We start from the raw sequence: 16,644 nt of genomic DNA, 5'->3' as shown, positions 1-16,644 counted from the left end.
AGCTAAATCAGGCTGACGTTGTTGTAACTGTTCAATTGTAGGTACAACTAAGGCTTCTACACCTCGATTTCGTAGTCCAGTGATTCCAGTGATGATTGCTTTCATGGCAGTTTAACCTTTATTAAAATTATCCAGAAAATTGAGCAAGATATTTTTAATTCGTCTGGCAATTCTTTTCCCTAAAGACCCTTGATATAGTCGTCTGTATTTCTGCAATAAGGGGTCTAATTGCTGTTTAAATACAGAAAATTCACCAGCGTTAACAGCATTTTTAAAAGCAATATGACTTTCTGCTGCTAAAGCCACTCGCATGATTTGGCGTGCTTGCAAGTTTTGATTCAGATGACTAGCACTTGGCTTTACCCGCTTTTGGGGATACCATTCACCAGCTTGTTGAGCTAAATACAAGCGATAAGCTAAACCTTCTCGTCGGTGCTGAAAGCCAGATTTTTGTGACTGTGCTACCTCATCCGCACTAATTCTATCCATCTGTAACTTTCCCGCACTCATCCCAGTTTCAATCATGTCGCGAATGACTGGATGACGCACTATCACTACATTTGTACCTTGACTATCCTTGACATATTGAGGTAGCCAAGCATCCCCGACTGTAACATCTGCGGTTTCTGCTACCACATCATCACAATAATCGCAGGCTTTATATTTGAAAAAACCCAAACCCCAGTCTGTACCGTAGAGGTCATACACAGGACTACTACAAGTGACTATCTTACCAGCTTGCAGTCCTGTCACTTCTATACCGTAGCGGTTAGCGTTGGCATCGGGTAATTTGTGGCGGAAGTCTATTGCTAGTAGGTTATCTGGTTCAATACCACATTGCCAAGCTAACATTTCAGCAAAGCCTGTACTTTTGAGATGACCGCAAATTAAACCCACACAAAACCGGATGCGTTCAGCTAATATCGGGTCTTGGCGCATCAATAAACGCACGGCTTTAATAAAACAGGGAATCCCTACAATAGCGTAACGTCCTGGTCGTTCCCGAATAAGTTGCATAACTTGTGACATTTCCACTGGGTAGTAACGAGACTTAGCACCGTTGCGTACCTCGTCTATGGTGGTGGAAAGTTGGTAGTGAAATAATCTGGGGTCAGTGGGTGAGGGATGACGTTGGTGAATGTGGATAACACCATCTACTAAACCTTGAGTGAGGAGATTCGTAACAATCCACGTTCCCATTCCTCCTGAACTACCGCGATCGCGATAATTATCTTCTACCACATAACCTGCGTAAGTATCTATATAATAACCAATTTGCTGATGATATTTGCCATCACGACCGAATAATTCTTGGCTAATTTGGTCTTCATTTAAACTGTGATTAGAAAATGGACAAACAGATAAGATTCCCTGACTAGATAATGTGGATTTTGTTAATGTGTCGGTAGAGGCTTGCAGTTTTTTATCTGCATCTAATTTCATTTGTATTGGTGAACCACTCACAGCCGCGCAAGCACCACAACCCACACAATAACCACCATCAATCACCGTTTCTCGTAACTGGTTAATTTCAGGATTTTGAATTTTTGCTGTAATTTGTTCTGTCATCCTCACTAGTCCTATATTTACTGTTCTAACGAGCAATCTTGACTACTTGCCAAAATAGTTTCGGTGACATTAAAAAAATTGATAAAACATAGACTAATGTGCCAACTAGTGTAGAAATAGCTAATATTGCCCCAGAATTAATTAAGCTACTCAGAAAATATTTGACTGTAAATATCGCTCCTAACATGGTTATTGTTGCGGCTAAAGGTGCAGCACCTTGGCGTAAATAGGTGAATATATTAATCCGCACTAGTTTCCAGACTACCCAAACCGTCAAAGGTGACATGAGATAACTTCTAATCACATAAGCAGCAGCCACCGCCACAATTCCCCACTGCACTGCTATAGCAAAAGCAATAATATTACTCACAGCTTGCACGCCATCTAAAGCTAATTTCCAAGCAGGTTTTCCCACTGCCATAATGACAGAACCATTGAAATAGAAATAAGCATAAAGAATCCCTACTAAATTCAACACCTGCATGACTGGAATACTTGCTAGCCATTGTTCGCCAAATACGACTTTTACTATTTCCGGTGCTAAAATTACCAGTCCAAAAAAGCCAGGAAACGTAATTAAGCTAGTCAGTTTGATAGCTTCATACAAAGCATGGCGTAAACGTTCGGGTTCTTCTTGCAATCTCGAAAATGTCGGTAGAGAAACTTTAGAGATAACACTAGTGAGTAGTTCGGTGACGACTAATAATAAACGATAAGCTACAGTATAATATCCCAGAGCCACTGACCCTAAAAAATAACCAATTAAAAAATCATCAGAACGACGATTTAAGAAGTTGAAAATATTCATTCCCAGGACATTCACGCCAAAGGAAAATAAATCATGAAAGTGGCGTTGTGAAAACTTCCATCCTGGTCGCCAGTCACACACCCGCCACAATACTAAAACTTGTACTAAACTGCTACTAATTTGTTGTGCGACCAGACTCCACACACCAAACCCCATAAACGCCATAGTTACGCCAACGATACCACCAATAAATACTCCAATAAGTGTCCGTTTTGCTAAAGATTTAAATGCTAATTGACGCTGAAGAATAGCATTTTGCACACTGCTCAAAGCAATGAAGATAAAACTCACAGATAACCAGCGTATGATGGGGATGATGGCTGGTTCTTTAAAGAAATTGCCAATTAAATCTGCACTAGAAATAGTAATTATTGCCAAAAATGTCCCCATACCTAAATTAGTCCAAAAAGCAGTATCTAAATGCTCTGGTTCTAATTCTTTTCTTTGAATAATCGCCTGGGAAAATCCTTGGTCAACAAATACCTGCAAAAAATTTAAGAAGATACTTGCTAAAGCGACTAAACCAAAGGTTTGCGGCCCTAGTAACCGCGCTAATAAAAAGAAAACCCCAAAAGAAATTGCTTGGCGACCCCAACTTTCAATTGCAGACCAAAATACCCCTAAAAGAGCTTTCTGACGTAAATTTGATGATGCTTTTGGAGATTCCATTACCAGCTTTACCAATGATATGGATTAAAAGTTTGATATTTTGAACCTTTGCCAAAAATCCTTAGTAGAGATGTTGTATGCAAAATCTCTACATCATTTATTTGGTGCAACTTCATAGAGAATTGCTATGAATCTGTTCTCGTTGGTGTTAGCATCGCGCAACCAAGATAATACCGAATTGGGATAGGTAGTATTGTTTTGAGATTCTGGAATAGGCTAATAATCTAGGCTTTTAATCCAAAATCCAAAATTGGTATAAGGTGCAACTACTAAAGCAAAACCGCAGGTAAAAGCCAAACAGCACAACGACATTTAACTCTTGAAGTATGTTGTCCAAGTGTTCAATTATTTGTATTTGAGGTCTAATAGACAACAGAAACTACGGCTAAACTTAAATAGCTGACATCTGTTTTGCTGTGTGCAGTAAACCGCAAAACCGAGAGAATTATTGTTAGTTATGTAGTAAAAGACTTAGTAGATATAAACTAACTAATACACACCATAGATAGTTTAATTTTGTAACAGCAGCAAGTCATGCTGAGATAGTTGAATGATTTTAATCCTGACATAGCCAATAGGGAAACACACTGATAGAAACTTGGGTTAGCTGGGATTTTTATTCACTAAATTATGTTAGTAATAATTACCCGCAACCGCATACTAGCTTACTAGCTCATTCCAGATTGTTACAACCCTCGTTATAAACTTTACATTTACTTCATACTTTTCTCTGGTTTTCTCTAAGTTGGTTCATACAAACATTACATTTTCATTACGATTTCATTAATATCACTGAGATAATATCTTGATTATTCACATTTAATTTTGCTTGTGTGTTTCTCAGACATATCTGAAACACATTTCATATTTGCAGATGCGGATAAATGCACATTTCTACGGAAAACCAATAAAAAAACAGGGAAGAAAAAATCTTCCCTGTTTTTGTTGTTGTTTTGATTGTTTTGCTTATCTTGCCTGTTAGCTTCTTTGAGCTTTTGGCGTAACATTTGGCGTTGCTTTTTGAGTTGTCGCTTTCTAGCTGAACCGCCTTTACCTTTGTCGTTTCTCCCTTCGCGACGGGGGGATTCCCATCTTTTGAGTCTCATATGTTTTGTTTTTATCTGGTTGACAGTGGGCAGGAGGAGAATCGAACTCCTATGACCGCAAGGTCGCCACATTTTGAGTGTGGTGCGTCTACCAGTTTCGCCACCCGCCCTTGATGCAACTTTTCTATTATAATCACTAGATAAATTTAACGCAAGGACTTAGACGAAAATTTTTGCTGATTCCCTATTTTTTGTTGTGTGTCACTAAGCTAGGGTCAATATCTTGTATCTGAGCTACGCCACTTAAGGACATTGCCACTTTCATTTCATCTTGTAGTAACGATAGAACATGAGATACACCAACTTGTCCACCGACTGCTAGTCCCCACAGAATAGGCCTGCCAATTAATACAGCTTTCGCACCCATAGCCAAGGCTTTAAGTATATCTGTACCGCGCCGGATACCGCCATCTAATAAGACCTCTACTTGACCATCAACTGCGGCGACAATTTCAAGGAGAGCATCAAAAGAAGCGATCGCACCGTCTAATTGTCTGCCGCCATGATTGGAAACTACAATGGCTTTAGCTCCATATTCCACCGCACGCGCCGCATCATCACCGCGCAAAATGCCTTTGACTACCAAAGGTAAAGGTGATAAAGATTGTAACCATTCTAAATCGCGCCACGTTAACGACGGGTCGAGTTGTTGGGCAAAGTAAGTAAACAAACCAGACTCCCCCTGTTCCTGGGGAATATTTAAGCCGGATATATCAGTAAGATTCGCTAGAGTTAACCCTGATGGTAAGCTAAATTCGTTACGTTTATCCCGTTCTCGCTGCCCCAGTACAGGTGCATCAACCGTCAGACACAGAGCTTTGTAACCTGCTGCGTAAGCTCTTTCAACTAAGGTGCGAGTTAAACCCCTGTCTTTGTGGATGTATAATTGAAACCATTGTAAAGAGTGGGGAAATTTCTTTCCAACTCCGGCGACGGCTTCTAAACTTTGAGTAGACATGGTACTCAACACCATACCCACCCCAGCCGATGCAGCTGCCATTGCGGTGGCTAGTTCACCATCAGGATGAGCCAGACATTGAAAAGCCATTGGTGCAATTAATAGAGGGAATTCGAGATTTTCGCCTAAGATTGTCGTTTTTAGACTCAATTGGCTCACATCTACAAGCATTCGCGGCCGTAATTTCACACGCTCAAAGGCAGCACGATTATCTCGTAATGTAATTTCGTCCCCAGCACCACTGCTGTAATAGTCGAGTGCCATCTTAGACAGATGCTTTGGTGCTAACTGTTCATATTCAAAGAGATTGATAGGTTTTACAGCCTCTGTCATGGTAGCGATCGCAACTTAACCAGATTTATTTTAGAGTAGATGGCGATCGCTCATCCAAAATTTTTAGCAACTCACCTCACGCCACCGAGTAAAATACATCATTGATTTGTAAATTTAAATTGCTCATCTCCTCTACAGGAATCTAGCTAATAACTCTTCCCGTGATAGTTGTAGCAATAAGGGTGTGAATTCTTCTGGAGTTAATGCTAATAAAGGTGTAATAACCTCCCTTAATTGAGCATCTATTTCACCAAATCGAACTTGTAACAAGTTTTCTATAACTTGAAGACGTTCTGCTTTCACTCCTTCTTGAATACCTTCTTGAATACCTTCTTGTTTAGTGCTTGATAACCTTTGCTCATAGATTTGACGTGCTTCGTCAATTCCGGCTTGTTTTGCTTCTGCTAACTTCTGCTCGTAAATTGGTGATAGGCGCATAATTAAATTTCTATCCTCCTCGTCTACATTTTGATTCACTTCTAAAGTAGTCTTTAAACTTAACAATAAATCAATTGCTTTTGCTCGGAAAGGATGGTCTTGGGGAAGTGCTTCTAGTTCATCTATTGCTTGTTGCTGGACTCTACCCTTACCTAAAATTCTCAACCATAATGTTTTCTCTGTGCGTGGTAATTGATGAATTGCGATAATTGCTGTCCGTAGATAATCTGCTAAAAAATGAACTCCTGCTTCCCAGCTTTCTAAATCTAAACTGGCTCTAAACCCACTCAATATAGATTCAGAAGCTGTTGGTGATAAAATCCAAAGTCGGGGTAATTCTGATTCCTTAATTCGGTTTTCATCACCTTTAGTCTGACGTTTTAACTCAGCGAATATATCAAATAACTTGTTCATACAACTGCGGATTTCTGCAATTGTAGCCGCATTTCTAAACGGTTCAATTAAGGCAGGAGTGTCCGCAATCCTACTTAACAAGCCTAATTCTATTGTATCGCTACTGGATGGAGAAGCAGGAGCAAAATAAATGTCAATTTCTCGGATTTCTGCTGATACTTTCCGACTGGTTTCTACTGTTCCCAAAGGTTGTAATAATTCTTTTAGATAGTCTTTGGCAAACTGGTCATAAGCAAATCTAGTCATTAGTCATTAGTCATTAGTCATTAGTTTTTCCCCTACACCCCTAAACCCCCACACCCCTACACCCTTACACCCCTAAATTATTTACCAGTTACGCCAACCACCTTTGGATGCTGCTTCACTAATGTATTTTTGTCCGTGGGTTTGTAATAAATTTTGATATTCTTGACTACTTGCCCAACGGTCAATTTCTCTGGCTCTTAAGACTGGTACAGGGTGAGTTAATTCGGCTGTACGGGCTGTTTTGAGCATTTCCCCAAGTTCCGTCTTACTAATATCATCGTAAGCACGGGCTTGGGCAATGAAAGCATCGAGATTGAGTTTGGGTGCAAGAGTTGGTGAACCGCCAGCTAATTTCATTAACACAGACATCACCACTTTGGGGTTTTGGGTGGCTAGTAAAGCGGCGCGATCGCAGGTAAACTCAGCACAGCGTACCCATTCTAAAAGTTGTGCTTGGATGGCTTGAGCCACGACAGCCCCAATATTAGGTACTACACCTGCGGCTAATATTAATAAATTCACAGGCGTTAAATAAACACTATGGTCACACTTGAGATGTCCTAACTCATGGGCAATTACTGCCTGTATCTCTTCTGGTGTCAGGATATCAATTAAGGAAGTGTGCAGCACGACAAAAGGCTGCTTACCCCGCATGGCAAAAGTGTAGGCATTAGGTGCAGGGTGTTGCCTTACATATAATTGCGGTGGCTCAATGTCTAAAACTTTGCAAGCTTCTATTAACAAGTGATGTAACTCAGGTAGTTGATTCTCGCCTACCAACACACTAGAAGCAATATTTTCTACATAAAAAACCTGCTCTGCCATTGGGCCGAGCAAGTTTCTGACAAGCATATCCAAACCAGGTATTTGCTTAAGAGAGTTGGTAGCTTCCAAATCTAATGGATGACGAAATGAGTCAGCTTTTAAACCGATGAGTGAGGATTTAAACACAGACATGATTTAGCCGGCTGGAAAAACAAAATATCAACAGCCTCCCACAGTTAGTATAACGATTTCGGGCATGGGGCATGGGGCATGGGGCATGGGGCATTGGACATTGGGCATGGGGCATGGGGGGAGTAAAAAGCTACCTTGTCCACCTTGTCCACCTTGTCCACCTTGTCCACCTTGTCCCCAGTCCCCAGTCCCCAGTCCCCAGTCCCTATTAATTCGCTGCTTTCTCTCCGTCGGCTGGAACTTCACCAACTCGCAGGATTCTTGCGCCTATTTGTTGCAATTTCACATCTATTTGATCGTAACCCCGATCAAGGTGATGTAATCCCTGAATGGTGGTTTGTCCTTCGGCTGCTAGTCCGGCTATGACTAGGGCGGCTGACGCTCTTAAGTCAGTACCAATGACCGGCGCGCCGGATAATATCGGTACTCCTCGCACAAAGGCGGTATTGCCCTTGACACGGATATCTGCACCTAAGCGGTTTAACTCGGAAGCATGGCGCAGGCGATTTTCAAAGACGGCTTCGTTAATGATGCTGTCGCCTTCTGCCAAGGTGAGTAAAGCCATGAATGGTGCTTGCATATCTGTGGGAAAACCTGGATGGGGCAAGGTTTCGATGTCTGTTGCTTTCAGGGTTTCGGCGGGGAGAATGCGTAAGCAATTTGCTGCTTCTTCGATGATGGTGACACCAATATCCCGCAGTTTAGCAATCACTGGAATTAGGTGATCGGAAATGACTGGGGATAAGGTCAGGTCTGAGCGAGTGATAGCACCAGCTACTAAAAATGTCCCGGCTTCGATGCGATCGGGAATAATAGAATAGTCAACGGAATGCAACTGTGGTACGCCAACTACAGTAATGGTGCTGCTACCAGCACCTTGAATTTTCGCGCCCATTGCATTACAGAAGTTGGCTAAATCTACTACTTCCGGCTCTCTGGCGGCATTTTCAATAATGGTTTCACCATCAGCTAAGGTAGCTGCCATCATCAGGGTTTCTGTTGCCCCGACGCTAGGAGTATCTAAGTAAATTTTCGCACCTTTTAATCTGCCATTAGTTCCAGGAACATAGGCGTTACAAATACCATGTTCAATCTGTACTTCGGCTCCCATTGCTTGCAGTCCTCGGACGTGCAGGTCAACGGGTCTTGCACCAATGGCACAACCCCCTGGTAATGGCATTTGTGCCACTCCCAAGCGGGCTAAAATTGGCCCAATCGCAAAGAAACTAGCCCGCAATTGGGTAACTAGTTCGTAGGGAGCTTTTGATGTGGCAATTTCACTGGCGTTGATATCTAAAATATCCCCTTCTCTGGTTAGGCGTACACCCAACGCTGAAATGACTTCAGCCATCCGTTCTACGTCCGCCAACAGGGGAACGTTACGAATTCGACAATCACCAGAACAAAGCAAACCTCCAGCCATGATTACCAAGGCAGAATTTTTAGCTCCACTGATTTTGACGTGTCCCTTTAAAGGATGTCCACCCCATATTTGCAAGACTGAGGAGTCTACTGCTACAGCAGGTTTAGCTTCTGGTAAGCTGCTAGAAGAATTAATAAGCCTGCCTCCAAAATAAATACATAATTTTAAAGTTAGAAGTTGGTTTTGATTCTACAGTAAAGATTTGATTTGTATACATTTTGTCTCAAGTTGCCACCAGGAGACAGGAGAAAAGAGGCAGGAGGCAGGAGGCTTTGCGTGATTTTTTCATTTTCACAACACCCCTACACTTTTATACTCTTACACCCCTTTACGGACTGGTTGACACAAATCAATAATTAAGCGATAATGATAAATCGTGAGTATGCAAACCGCAAGCGGAACTGGCGGAATTGGCAGACGCGCTAGATTCAGGTTCTAGTGCCGCAAGGCTTCCGGGTTCAAGTCCCGGGTTCCGCATGAAACTAAGTGCTGAGTTGTGAGTAATGAGTGCTGAGTATTCATTAATCACAATTCAGCACTGACCAATCAGCACTGAAGATGTTAACGAGTTTACAAAATTCTTTAGTTAAGCAAATCCGCAAGCTGCAATCTACGAAAGAGCGGCATAAGCAGCAGTTGTTTTTGCTGGAAGGTACGCATTTGTTGGCAGAAGCTTGTGCGGTGAATTATCCGTTAGAGGTGGTGTGTTGTACACCGGAATGGCAAGCAAATCACAGCCAACTGTGGGAGTTAGCTTGTAGTTTGTGCGATCGCAGTGAAGTTGTCAGTCCAGAGGTCTTAAGTGCGATCGCTACTACTGTACAACCGGATGGGGTCATAGCTACAGCCAAACGCCAGCAACAGCAAAATCTAGTTCCCTACACAGGGATTGTCTTAGCTTTGGAAACTATCCAAGACCCTGGTAACTTAGGGACAATGATTCGCACGGCGGCGGCGGCTGGTGCGTCGGGTTTATGGTTGAGTCAAGATAGTGTAGATTTGGATAACCCGAAAGTGTTGCGCGCTTCGGCGGGACAATGGTTTCGTCTGGCAACGGCGGTAAGTGTAGATTTAAAAACCACAGTCCAGAATTGCCAGCAAGCGGGTATGCAGGTAATAGCCACCTTACCCACCGCGAAATTAACTTACTGGGAAGTAGACTGGCGAAAACCCAGTTTGATTTTATTGGGAAACGAAGGTGCGGGTTTGTCCCCTGATTTAGTCGCAATGACAGATCAGCAAGTCAAAATACCCCTGAGTCCAGGAGTAGAATCATTAAATGTAGCGATCGCCGCCGCTTTAATGTTATACGAAGCGCAAAGACAAAACCAGGATTAGTCACTAGTCAGTAGGAAAGATTTCTGTAAGAGTAACGTGCAACTAGTTTGACTCATGACTCAGCACTCAGCACTCAGCACTCATGACTCAGCACTCGTCACTCCTTACTTCCTGCTCTTTCTTCTAGATATTGTTCAATATCAGCAACAGCATCTTCCCAAGCTGCTAAATCAGCATCATTTACATCTTCACCCTGTACCACAGCATTGACATTACCAGCAGCATTATCTGGTATCTCCTCATCATCTGTGGAACTGTCGTGTAAGATATCCTCCAACTGTTCTAAGGCTTGTTCAAAGTCTTGAGCAGCTTCGAGGCGATCGTGTGGCTGATTTGGCTCCATAATTTTGACTCAAAAATTCTGATTCACATGATTGTAATGGCTATAAACCAAATTCCACACCCTCTTTATGATGTCAATTGATGGTTAAGAGTTTGGTATAGCTGTGTCGAATCTATCTTAACCTCTTTCCTCTCGTCTTCAGGAATAGGTTGAGTCGATGGTGATAAAAATTACTTATAAACAATCAATCTCAAGCCAAAATTCCACAGGCATAAAAATATTGCTTTCGCTTATTTTTATACCCGTGGAAATAAAGGTTTGTGAACTAGTGGTAGTAGAAGGCAAAAGAGAAAAATCTCTTACTTTTTCCTTTTGCCTTTTGCCTTTTTACTTCTCCTAGTCTCTCTGAATTAAACTAGAGTGCCTTTGAAGCCAATGGGGCCTTCACCTGCATAAGTCATAGTTCCATTGAGGGTGTTGCCGTTGTCTGAGGATTTAACATCAATCGCAACAACTCTTTGGTCAGCACGACAACCCAGTAACCAAGTACCACCGGGATTCCAGGGAGCAGATGAGCCACCCCATTGGTTTTGGACTGCGTAGGTGTTGTTTTGAGTGAGAGTAGCTTTGAAACCGATGGGGCCTTCGCCTGCATAGGTCATAGTTCCATTCAGGGTTTTACCGCCATCGTTAGATTGAGCGTTAATAGCTACTACACCCTGATTCGCACGACAACCAATTACCCATTTTCCGCCGTCGTTCCAGGGAGCAGAAGAACCACCCCATTGATTGCCTACATTGTAAGCACCACCATCAATCTGATTGCTGGTAAAGCCAATAGGGCCTTCACCGGCGTAGGTCATAGTTCCGGTTAAGGTCTGGCCGCCATCGTTGGATTGAACCTTAATGGCTACAACATTTTGATTGGTGCGACAACCGATTACCCACACTCCACCATCATTCCAAGGTGCAGAAGCGCCACCCCACTGGTTTTGTACTGCATAGGTATTGCTTTGAGTACGAGTGGCTTTAAAACCAATAGGCCCTTCACCTTTATAGGTCATAGTTCCTGTCAGGGTGTTGCCATTGTCATTGGAGGTGACATCAATAGCAACTACGTTTTGACCTGAACGACAACCTATAACCCAGATTCCACCATCATTCCAAGGCGCAGAAGAACCACCCCACTGGTTTTTAACTTGATAGAGGTTGTTATAACCTTTGCTAGTTTTTGGGGATAGTGTTTGTGCGGTCATGAAATCTCCTAACTTTTACAGTGTGTAGTTTGAGATACTTGTTTTGAACTTTCTCTCATCAGAATTCCTGATGTTACCCATTGATGTTGTTTGGTATTACCAACTACGAGGGTCTCAGTAAATTCAGCCGCATCTTAACACAGGGTTTAACTGCAATTAACTTGATACTTAACGCTTCTTAACTTATTAAATTGATTGTGGATAGGATTTTTTAGTCACAAAAAAAATTTGTAGAAACCTTACAACAAAAGGTTTCTACAAATTCTGATGTTTTGACTATTTCACTTTTTTAGTAGTGATTCCCTGTTTTCCGGTGATTGATAGCTGTGACTGCATCCGGCTTCAGTAATTTACCGTTGTCCACAGTTGCATATACTACCCAATGATCACCACATTCCATGCGTTGCTCAACCGAACATTCCACATACGCAAGAGCATCAGTTATGACAATACAACCGTTTTCTGCTTCCGTAGTTGTAAAGTTTTGGAAGCGGTCTTCTCCAGGTTTGAAATTCTTACGAAAATGCTTCATGTATTCCAGATGATTGCCTTCTGGTAAGATATTCAGGGCAAATTTACCACCAGGATACATGAGAGATTCTATAGCTCTTTCTTTGGCGATCGCTACAGTTAAACCAGGAGGATTAAAAGTAGCTTGCGATACCCAAGAACCTAACATTGCTGTAGCAACTTCACCGTGTTTTGCGGTAACAACACATACCGAACCCACAATCCTCCCTACGGCTTGTTCTACAGGTGTGGCGGCTTGTTGGGGTAGTCGGACTTTTTTAGCTTTCTTTAATGTTTGTGCAAAATCTGTACCAACTTCTTCACAATACTTTAAAGTGACATCATCAGGCTTAAATTTCACCTTGAGTGTTTCCACACCGAAACGATATCCTGCATCCCGCAGTTTGCATTCAATCATGTCTAAGGCTTCACCACTCCAGCCATAGGAACCGAAGACCCCAGCTAGTTTGTTGTTATCACCCACCTTGAGGACAATCCCCAAAGCAGTGTTAATCGGTGTAGGTGCATGACCACCGATGGTGGGAGAACCGATGAGAAAACCATCGGCTTGTTCTAAAGCTGATTGAATTTCTTCTGGTGTGGCGAATTCACAGTTAACAGATTTAACCGCCGCACCACCTTTAGTTACTCCCAGAGCGATCGCCCGTGCTAAAGTCGCAGTGTTACCGTAAGCTGAAGCATAAAGTAAAGCTACAGTCACCTCTCGGTCTTTTTGCGCCAAACTCCAATCAGCATAGGCTTGGGTCAATGCCATTAAACTACTACGTACCAAAGGCCCATGACCGACAGCATACATTCTCACTTGTAAATCAGAGATTTTTTCCAATGCTGCTTCCACATGAACAGCATGGGGAGCCATCAAACAGTTGTAGTAATAACGCTGGTCTTCCTTAAAGGACTCCCAATTGTCATCAAATACTTCATCACCGCAGATATGCACCCCAAATAGCTTATCTGTGTAGAGAATCTGGGTTTTTTGGTCGTAGGTACAAAGACCTTCCGGCCAACGCGGGCTAGGAATAGGTAAGAATTTCAAGACATGATCTTGACCCAAATCTAAGGTTTCTTTTCCCCGCATCACCAAAATATTTAAGCTGTTATCTGGGAAAGCTGCCCGTAAATTCGCCGCGCCAGGAAGAGAACAAACAAAGGTAATTTGCGGTGCTACTTCTAGCAGTGCCTTTAAAGTAGGTATACGATTGGGGCTAAAGTGACCCAAAATCACGTAATCTATTTTTTTCAAATTAACAGTCTGCTGCAATGCTTCCAGATAAATTGTTGTAAAGGTTTCACCTGGGGGGTCAAAAAGAGCAGTTTTATCAGCTGCGATGATGTAGCAGTTAGAGGTAGTGCCTCTTTCTAAGGCGTATTCAATTTCAAACCGCAAACGTGACTGACTACGCGCTCTCAGCACTTTGGTATTTGTCGCAATCGGCAGAATTTGTACGTCACGGGGTTTGGAATCGTTCATAGATGTTGTGTTTTCAGTTTTATCAAAAAATTGGAAAAACCGGGTGGATTTAGCCCAGTTTTTAGAGGATTCGATGAAGCGTTGGAAATCCATATTATTGGGGATTGGGGAATTGGGAATTGGAAATTGGGCATGGGGCATTGGGCATTGGGGATGGGGTAAAATCTCGTCTACTTCAGCTCTTCCCCTACACCCTTACACCCCTATACCCCTTTTAGTAATAATTACCCACCTTCCGGTGACGCACGGCGGTTAGTCCATCGGGTTTGGAAACTCGACCATCTTGGACGGTGCAGTACAATATCCAGTGGTCGCTGCATTCTATGCTGCTTTGGACTTCGCATTCCATGTATGCTAAAGCGTCTGTCAGGATGGGTGAGCCGTTTTTGGCGGTTTGGGTTCTCACGCCGGCGAAGCGGTCAGCACCAGGCAGTAAACGCTTGAGGAATTGTTTTTTGAGTTCTTGATAGTTGCCTTCTTCTAAGACGTTGAGGACGAAGCGATCGCCTACTTGCATCAAAGCATCGATGGCACGGTCTTTGGCTACAGCAATGGTAAATCCTAAAGGTTGCAGGCTGGCTTGTGCTACCCAGGAGGCTAACATGGCACTGCTGACATCATCTTTTTTGGTTGTGACAATATATAAGCCGTTGCTAATCCGCCCCAATGCCTTTTCCATGTTGACATCGAGGGCTTTGATTTGCTTGATGTTCCTCTCCCGTGTGACAAATTGTCCTAAATCTGTACCAGCTTCGGTACACATTTGGTAGGTGGAAGGACTAGGAACATCTTTAATGCGAATGGCTGGGAAGGCTTCTTTGACACCCAAGTCGATAAATTTCCGTCGCAGTGTATCAACGGGTTCGTCATCACCACCGAAGCACTCAAATAAGCCGACTACCTGCTTATCTTTAATTACAGATAATAGAGAACTGATGGCTGCTTGCGCTGCTACGGAAGTTGTAGGCGGCATACCAATAATTAAACCAGCTGCTCTCCCTGCTAATTCTTGAATTTCTTGGATTTCGGCGGTGCTGAGGTCGATAAATTCTACCCCTACCCCAGTTTTTTGGATACCTTCAGAAATCGCTTGACCAAGGCGATCGCTATACCCATAATCGGAAGCATAGAACAACCCAACGGTGGTTTCGGCTTTGGCTTGTCTTTGACTCCAACTCTGGTAACACTCGGTTAAAACATCGAGGTGATGATACAACAACGGCCCGTGACCGTTGGCGATAATATTAATCTTGCCCAGTTCACCCATCCGCTTCATCGCGTTTAACAGGGAACGAGCATTTGGCCCCATTAGACAATCATAATAAAATCTAAAATCGGCTTCAATCGCTTCTAAATCTTCATCGAAGGTGCGATCGTCGCAGAAGTGCATCCCAAAAGCATCACAAGTATAGATGACTTGGGTTTTCCGGTCATAACTAAAGATTGTATCTGGCCAATGTAGATTCGGCGCACTGACGAATTCGATTTCGTGACCTTTACCGATATCGATGCGATCACCACTTTTAACGATGCGCTTAGAAAATGGATCATGTACTAAACCTTCTAAAAATTGCAAGGCAATTTTAGAAGCTAAAACAGTCGCTCTTGGTGCTAATTGCAGCACATCCTCTACCAAGCCGCTATGGTCTGGTTCTGTATGACTGACAATAATGTAATCAATAGCCTTGGGGTTGATGAGACTTTTGAGAGTATCTAAATACAATTGACGAAACTTCTGGTGGGAAGTATCGATTAAAACTGTTTGCTCGCCCCTAATGAGATATGAATTATAAGTCGTACCGTTTTGCAGTCCGAATTCGATATCGAAGCGATCGCGATCCCAGTCTAGACAGCGAATCGCCGTAGTATTGGGGGCAATTTCTACAGTTTGGACAGTTAGCCGATGCTGAACATTTTCTGTGTTGGCGTTGCCGGTCGTAGACATCGCTACCATTATTTTATTCGTCTCCGAGTGCAAATAAACAGTATTGTTTCTCTGCCCCCATTGTGCCGCTAACTGTCTTTTTAAGTTGTAATAAAAACGATATTTGCCAAAATTCCAGATGTAGCAATTATTGCTATTTTTTGGCTATGTTTTTAACGCTTTAAATCTCCGCAAAACCAGTCATCGTCAGGAGTATTTAGTTTTAAATATTGATGTTTCTTGGCATAATTTAAAATTCCTCACATATCATAATAACCTATCTTGCCTGGCAATATTTCCTTTACAAAAGGTATAGATTACTGAGCGAAGAGGAAAGAATACACAAGGAAAATACCAGGGTAAAACTAGAAACGTGATGATTTTTTCTCAAATCACATGACATTTATCAAGATAAATTTTGCTCTTTTTGTGTTATTGAGAGACTTCTGTTGTTTCTATACTTTTTTTGGAATTACCGAAAATTTGTAGCGCAGAAAACAACTGATGATAAGACCAATGAGTCGCCGTGAACACTAAGCTGATTAATGTTAGTAGCAGAATACTCAATACTGTTCCGTAAGCATGGGTATGCCACCAGAATTTTTGCAGAATTTGTACCAGTTTCCAGCCAGAGAAATTGTTAAGTTTTGTTGTCTGGGATGTTTTGCTATGCTGTGCGAGAATCATTGCTAAATATTAAATACGGTAAGCCGATAGAGTTTAAGTTGTTTATCTAATATCGCACAGCTTGCATCTAGAAGCAAGCTAAAGTGCAAATTCTGCCGCAGCTTTTGGTGATGTGGCTATTCTTTCGTCGTAGACAGAACATCTTAACGATGATCTCGGTAAACCTGCCCTACCGAGTCTCATTTGCTCTAAACATAAGTAGCCATCATGAACTGCACACACAAGAAAACATG

14 protein-coding genes and 2 tRNA genes are annotated in these 16,644 nt (G+C 42.4%); 2 read left to right on the top strand and 14 right to left on the bottom strand.

The window, feature by feature from the left end:
- Positions 1 to 111: 111 nt before the first annotated feature.
- The 9 genes from CV014_RS27755 to murA all read right to left on the bottom strand — a co-directional run bounded on the left by CV014_RS27755 (position 112) and on the right by murA (position 9,056).
- Entirely contained in the window at positions 112 to 1,569 is a 1,458-nt protein-coding gene (locus CV014_RS27755; protein ID WP_236144966.1) for a Coenzyme F420 hydrogenase/dehydrogenase, beta subunit C-terminal domain, read from the bottom strand.
- Between the two features lie 25 nt (positions 1,570 to 1,594).
- Positions 1,595 to 3,046, bottom strand: a complete 1,452-nt coding sequence (locus CV014_RS27750; protein ID WP_236144965.1) for an MOP flippase family protein — start codon at positions 3,044 to 3,046, stop codon at positions 1,595 to 1,597.
- Positions 3,047 to 3,855: 809 nt separating this feature from the next.
- Positions 3,856 to 4,152 carry a hypothetical protein gene (locus tag CV014_RS27745; RefSeq protein WP_236144964.1) on the bottom strand — a complete coding sequence of 99 codons (297 nt, stop codon included), beginning with the start codon at positions 4,150 to 4,152 and terminating at the stop codon, positions 3,856 to 3,858.
- 26 nt (positions 4,153 to 4,178) lie between these two features.
- Positions 4,179 to 4,262, bottom strand: a tRNA-Leu gene (locus CV014_RS27740).
- Between the two features lie 74 nt (positions 4,263 to 4,336).
- On the bottom strand, positions 4,337 to 5,443 hold the full coding sequence (locus CV014_RS27735) for an alpha-hydroxy acid oxidase (protein ID WP_236144963.1): 1,107 nt from the start codon (positions 5,441 to 5,443) through the stop codon (positions 4,337 to 4,339).
- A gap of 132 nt (positions 5,444 to 5,575) precedes the next feature.
- Positions 5,576 to 6,541, bottom strand: coding sequence for a hypothetical protein (locus tag CV014_RS27730; protein WP_236144962.1), 966 nt, complete (start codon positions 6,539 to 6,541; stop codon positions 5,576 to 5,578).
- An 81-nt stretch (positions 6,542 to 6,622) separates the two neighbouring features.
- Positions 6,623 to 7,498 (bottom strand): M48 family metallopeptidase, encoded by an 876-nt coding sequence (locus tag CV014_RS27725; RefSeq protein ID WP_236144961.1) that lies wholly within the window; start codon positions 7,496 to 7,498, stop codon positions 6,623 to 6,625.
- A gap of 27 nt (positions 7,499 to 7,525) precedes the next feature.
- Positions 7,526 to 7,747 carry a hypothetical protein gene (locus CV014_RS27720; protein ID WP_236144960.1) on the bottom strand — a complete coding sequence of 74 codons (222 nt, stop codon included), beginning with the start codon at positions 7,745 to 7,747 and terminating at the stop codon, positions 7,526 to 7,528.
- A complete protein-coding gene (gene murA, locus CV014_RS27715) occupies positions 7,707 to 9,056 on the bottom strand; it encodes a UDP-N-acetylglucosamine 1-carboxyvinyltransferase (RefSeq protein ID WP_236144967.1) in 1,350 nt (449 codons plus the stop codon). Before murA ends, CV014_RS27720 begins: the two co-directional genes overlap by 41 nt.
- Positions 9,057 to 9,316: 260 nt before the next feature.
- On the opposite strand from murA, the gene CV014_RS27710 reads away from it, so the two are divergent.
- Together CV014_RS27710 and CV014_RS27705 are read left to right on the top strand one after the other, a co-directional pair.
- Positions 9,317 to 9,398, top strand: a tRNA-Leu gene (locus tag CV014_RS27710).
- Positions 9,399 to 9,479: 81 nt separating this feature from the next.
- Positions 9,480 to 10,259 carry a TrmH family RNA methyltransferase gene (locus tag CV014_RS27705; RefSeq protein WP_236144959.1) on the top strand — a complete coding sequence of 260 codons (780 nt, stop codon included), beginning with the start codon at positions 9,480 to 9,482 and terminating at the stop codon, positions 10,257 to 10,259.
- Between the two features lie 97 nt (positions 10,260 to 10,356).
- Here CV014_RS27705 and CV014_RS27700 read toward each other — a convergent pair whose 3' ends face one another.
- The 5 genes from CV014_RS27700 to CV014_RS27680 form a co-directional block, all read right to left on the bottom strand.
- Positions 10,357 to 10,602 (bottom strand): hypothetical protein, encoded by a 246-nt coding sequence (locus tag CV014_RS27700; RefSeq protein ID WP_236144958.1) that lies wholly within the window; start codon positions 10,600 to 10,602, stop codon positions 10,357 to 10,359.
- A gap of 350 nt (positions 10,603 to 10,952) precedes the next feature.
- Entirely contained in the window at positions 10,953 to 11,798 is an 846-nt protein-coding gene (locus tag CV014_RS27695; protein WP_236144957.1) for a lectin OAA family protein, read from the bottom strand.
- Positions 11,799 to 12,087: 289 nt separating this feature from the next.
- The gene (locus CV014_RS27690) at positions 12,088 to 13,800 is read right to left on the bottom strand and encodes a diflavin flavoprotein (protein WP_236144956.1); all 1,713 of its coding nucleotides are present in this window, start codon (positions 13,798 to 13,800) and stop codon (positions 12,088 to 12,090) included.
- Positions 13,801 to 14,014: 214 nt separating this feature from the next.
- Entirely contained in the window at positions 14,015 to 15,754 is a 1,740-nt protein-coding gene (locus CV014_RS27685; RefSeq protein ID WP_236144955.1) for a diflavin flavoprotein, read from the bottom strand.
- A 402-nt stretch (positions 15,755 to 16,156) separates the two neighbouring features.
- Positions 16,157 to 16,411 carry a hypothetical protein gene (locus CV014_RS27680; RefSeq protein WP_236144954.1) on the bottom strand — a complete coding sequence of 85 codons (255 nt, stop codon included), beginning with the start codon at positions 16,409 to 16,411 and terminating at the stop codon, positions 16,157 to 16,159.
- Positions 16,412 to 16,644: the final 233 nt, after the last annotated feature.

The organism is Nostoc sp. CMAA1605 (assembly GCF_021596505.1).
In the GTDB taxonomy this organism is placed as follows: Bacteria; Cyanobacteriota; Cyanobacteriia; order Cyanobacteriales; family Nostocaceae; genus Trichormus.
The sequence above is the reverse complement of the archived record's forward strand: the minus strand, read 5'-3'. Positions and strand labels throughout refer to the sequence as shown.